Annotated in this window: 3 protein-coding genes; all 3 read right to left on the bottom strand. The window is 41.1% G+C overall.

Annotated elements, in window-relative coordinates; all coding sequences use genetic code 11:
* Nucleotides 1-2,702: strawberry notch-like NTP hydrolase domain-containing protein (locus tag KEM10_RS23340; RefSeq protein ID WP_212220647.1), on the bottom strand; the 2,702-nt coding region annotated here is incomplete at its 3' end.
* Nucleotides 2,680-3,369, bottom strand: coding sequence for a DNA cytosine methyltransferase (locus tag KEM10_RS23335; RefSeq protein ID WP_244826131.1), 690 nt, complete (start codon nt 3,367-3,369; stop codon nt 2,680-2,682). The genes KEM10_RS23340 and KEM10_RS23335, both read right to left, overlap by 23 nt.
* A 3-nt stretch (nt 3,370-3,372) precedes the next feature.
* Nucleotides 3,373-4,526 (bottom strand): hypothetical protein (locus KEM10_RS23330; RefSeq protein ID WP_212220644.1); only part of this gene is annotated, 1,154 nt, incomplete at its 5' end.

Genomic DNA, 4,526 nt, shown 5'->3' with positions numbered 1-4,526 from the left:
TTGGTTTCTAAATCTTTTAAATCTGAATTTAATTTAGTTAATACCCACTTTTCATGGGATGATACTATTTCTTCAGAAATACTATCGGGGTGTTTACCGTTTAGTTGTTTTTGAATCAGCTTTGCAAGTTCAGCTTTGCCATACGGCTTTTTAAGTACGTTGCATTCGCACTTTTCCAAATAAGTATCGTTACCAAATACCGAACGTCCACCTTTCCCAGCTATCACAACACGCTTTTCAAGAGATTCTGCTTTTAGGTTCAGGACTTCCACTTCAAGGTCATACTCATCGGCTTGCTTGAGGTATTCGATGTAATCGTTATATCGCTCAATGACTTCCTGATAGAATTTCTCTTGTTCTTTAACTGATAGAACAGCCACACGCCCTGTTACTTTTGAAGCATCACCTTCGGATGGTGTTTCATCGCTTTCTTTTCCTTCAAATTTTAGTGGGTTATCCAAGGCTTTGTTTAGCTCTTCATTCTCCAACATGTATTGGCGTACCACTTTGTCACCGTACTTATTTAGAAAGTCATCGGATTCTAATTGTGATTTGCTGCTTTTTTGGTTGGAGGTGGTATTGGCATCCAATGATTTCAGCTTCTTTTTAAGCATCATCATAAACCGCTTTTGTGCAGGGATGGATGAGATAATGTAATCGTAAATCGGTTTCATTATCTGCCCTGTACGGTTGATACGTCCACGCTTTTGGATTTCGGTGTTGATGTTCAGTTCAGGTTGGAGTATTACCATCACACGCTGCTTCACCTTTTCTGCTGGCACCTTATCGGTGACAATGGCATGTGCCGAAGCTCCTGTTGAACCACTTTGGTTGATAAGCAAACAATCAATTTCATTGTCGTTGAATTGACGAAACAAATCGGCTGTGTTTTCCTTTTTCCGGCTCATCACGAGGGCGGTGGTGTTTTTCTTGTTCAGGTTCCTGTACTGGACACAAAGTTTTCTACCTGTAACTTCACCAACTGAATAGCCGGCTTCCTTAATTTTTTGGATTATCAAATCAAGCGGACTGATAGTAATACCTGTGGATGCCTGTTCGATTCGCCTGATAATATCGTAGTAAGCCAATTGTGCATCTTCCGATAAATCGGCAATATTGAATTGCTTACCCTGTGATTCTCCATCAATATCCTTCTCGGTGTAGCGAAGAACTGAATCCAGTCCCTTTTCCAATACGGTAGAAAAATCACCATTAATCACATCATCAGGTTTAGCCATTCCTTCTAAAAAGCTCCCCATTGTGGAGGCAAAAGCAATAATAGGTTTCTTACCTTCTTTCAACCTGTTTATGGCATGGTCAGCTACATCAGAAGCATTCAGGCTAAAAAGCAACTGATTAATTACATTGAAGACCTTTGAGAAATACGGAATGTTATCAACCCCTGCTTTTTCTGTTCCTTTGCGTGTTTCAACCTCTTTACTTTCGGCTGCTGCAATCTTATCAAGCTCATCAACTTGTTTGTTAATGTATTTCTCCTGAAACCCGATTATATCCCTAATGATTGATGTAATCTTGTCGGCAGTTTCAGCTTGCTCTTTAGCTTTTTCTTTAAGCTCTATGTAGTTCACTTCCACACCTTCAAAAGAACGTTCACGCCTAATCATTTGACCCTCTGAAACCAATTGGGCTGCTAAAACTTCCTGCAATGCAACACCGCCTTTAGTAATAGCTTCCACCAAATCCTCTTTGCTCATATTAGCATCGCTCATTGATGTTTTTTGAGCGTAAATAGGCATGTTATCAGGTCGTTTTGCAAATGTGGCTGACAGGAAACAAACGCCTTTGGTTTGCCTTAATACATCTTGCATAAACTCACCTGTGTTGGAACTACCCGAAGCATTGTGAGCTTCATCCATGATGATTATATTACCGCTACTTGCAGCATTTAAAAACTCTTGTTTGGCTGGCTTTTTCGGCTGATTGAACTGCGAATAGGTGGCACAAACAAAGTTGTAGTTGTTGGGAACTTGCTTGCTCTTTATAATCCTTTCTTGTGTAGGTTTTTCGGGAGCTGTATATATCACTTCACCGCTTTTGTCCTTCACATTGGTTTTGCTCTCTTTGGTGTTCACGATAAACGGAACTAAAGCAGAACTTCCAATGTCAGATAAATCCCGATACAAATCAGTAAACAAGTTGGGCTTTTCAGATAAAAACACAGGTTGCAGTCCACTTTTAACACCATAGCGGATTAAAGCTGCTGCGGTTCTTCCTTTACCGATTCCTGTTTGGTCGCCAACAATGATTCCCTGGCCACGCTTCTCGATATTGTAAATGGCTAATGAAACCGCATCAATTTGTTCGCACGAAAGCGACTTTACAAGCTCGTCATTGCTGTAATCTAGTTTTTCGGCAACGTAGTCAAACAAAGGCATCCCAATACTTTTCTTTATTTTCCGTATAGCGATGTGCATTTCATGTCCCATTGAATCGGGAACAGTTGTATCCAGGATAAAACCTTTTTCGGCTGTGGGGATATAAGCCATGCCAAGCCCTTTATGACCGAACATTCCTTGTAAATACTCATGCTCGTTTTGAGCCAGCTTTTTGGTGCGGACAAAGCATTTATTGTTGGTGGTATTAAAACCCAATTCAATAAGCCTTGCCGATATATGTTTTGGAGGAACGCTACCAAACTTTATGGTAATGCTGTTCTTACTAAATGATATTGCTTGTTTCATACTGCTTCTGTTTTAATTCAATTGCCCTTGCCTTTATTTGATTCTGCTGAATGAAAGCCTTCCTTTTTGCTTTGCCCTGATTAACCTGATTGAGTACATGAAGCCCAAGCTTCGGGTGTACACAATTGCGTAGAACTTGACCACCGTCATGGTTGCCTTTGTAGTAGATGTTTCTCTTGTAATTGAAGCCTAACTGCTTTTTAAGTTCCTGCGGACTTGCAGAAAAAATGCCTTTGATTCCGGGAATGTCAATCGTTTCGATATGGTAATTGCTCCAAAACAAATGCCTCCCGATTTTGGTGGTTGGTTCGATGAGTGGTTCGTAATAGGGAGCAACATTTTCAACCACCCAATTGCCTTTGAAGAAGTACTTGAGTAAAAGGATTTCCTCGTATAGCTTTAAGTCAGGATATTTATTGATGGTGTGCCGTGTGGCTCTCATCATCTTGCTGTGGCTCTGACACGGTGGACTGCTCCAAATAAAATCGTAGTCACGAAAATTGCGGACCAGGTAATCATGTGCGTCACCAATCACAATCTTATCGTTGGGAAAATCCTTTTTGTAAACGGCTGCAATTTGCTCATTATTCTCAACGGCAGTCACGCTAACGCCTTTCCACAATTTGCGGTTTCCTCCTAAGCCACTATATAAGTTCAATATTTTCATGGCTTATGCGGATTTAAAGTATTTTGCGGCATCGGTTTTACGTTTGAATAGTTCGCTTTTAGCCCTGATACCTCTTACAGTACCTTTGGTAAAATCATTCCATTCAATCATGCCGTTTGGCAATCTTTTTACAAGTGTTATATCGCCTTTGATTTCAGTCCAATATTCATTCTCTCTCGCTCTCAATGCACCAATGGTATAGGTTTTCGCTTTCTCAGTCCATTGGTCTGCCATTGCATCGGCAATCCCTTGGAAGGTTTTACTGCGAACCCTACGTCTTTCTTCATCGCTTAAATCCCTTGCTTTGTAGTACCAAAGTGGTTGCCGTCTCCAACGTTTTTTCTTCTTGTCGTACCAATGCTTGTATTCCAATTGGTCTTCATCGAGCATATCGGTTGGTTCTAGTAGTGGTAGGTTCTTTAACCACAAGCAAGTTGATTTCTTTGCATTATCGCCAAAGTAGTAGGGCTGAATGATTTGGTCGGGCTTGCGGATAGCGGTACTGATAACACCAATAGGGTTTTCAATGGCAATTTTATCAATGGGAGCTTTCATCAGCTTTCGGATAAAAGCCAATGCTTTTTTACGTTCCTTTTGACGTTCAGGGTCGTGCATCCACGCATTACCTGAAACAGTCAGGTAAGTGCATGGTGGAAAAGCAATCATCATATCCCAACCTTTATCCAATTGGTTCAACACATCACCCTGGATGTGCCATTCGGGATGTTTGCCTGTGGTTGGAAGAATGTCACAGCTATAAGCTTCGTGCCCCCGGCTGCGAAGTGCCATTGTTACGGTTTGGCTTTCTTCACAAGCTACCAAAATGCGTAGCGGTCGGTTTGCCGTTGAGAGTTTACCAAGCGATAACTGTTTTTGCTTTATCAGTATGGCTTTAGCACGAAGTTTAATGACCTTCACATCTTTGGTTTGTGGCTTTGGGCTTGTACTATTACCTAAACCAACCCTGTCCCAAAGTTCTTCATGGGTATTGACAACTGTGCTATGCAGATTATTTTTGAGTGGAGCTGCTCCATCGGGAACTGCTTTTGCTCCATCAATCAAAATCAATCGGGTATTGATTGATGTTCCTTGTCTGGAGTAAAGCTTTTTGCCGTTAATCGGGATAATATCTTCAACGTTGTAAAAGTGGTAGAGAT

The sequence above is a fragment of the Carboxylicivirga linearis genome (genome assembly GCF_018271995.1).
GTDB classification, from domain to species: Bacteria; Bacteroidota; Bacteroidia; order Bacteroidales; family Marinilabiliaceae; genus Carboxylicivirga; species Carboxylicivirga linearis.
The sequence above is the reverse complement of the archived record's forward strand: the minus strand, read 5'-3'. Positions and strand labels throughout refer to the sequence as shown.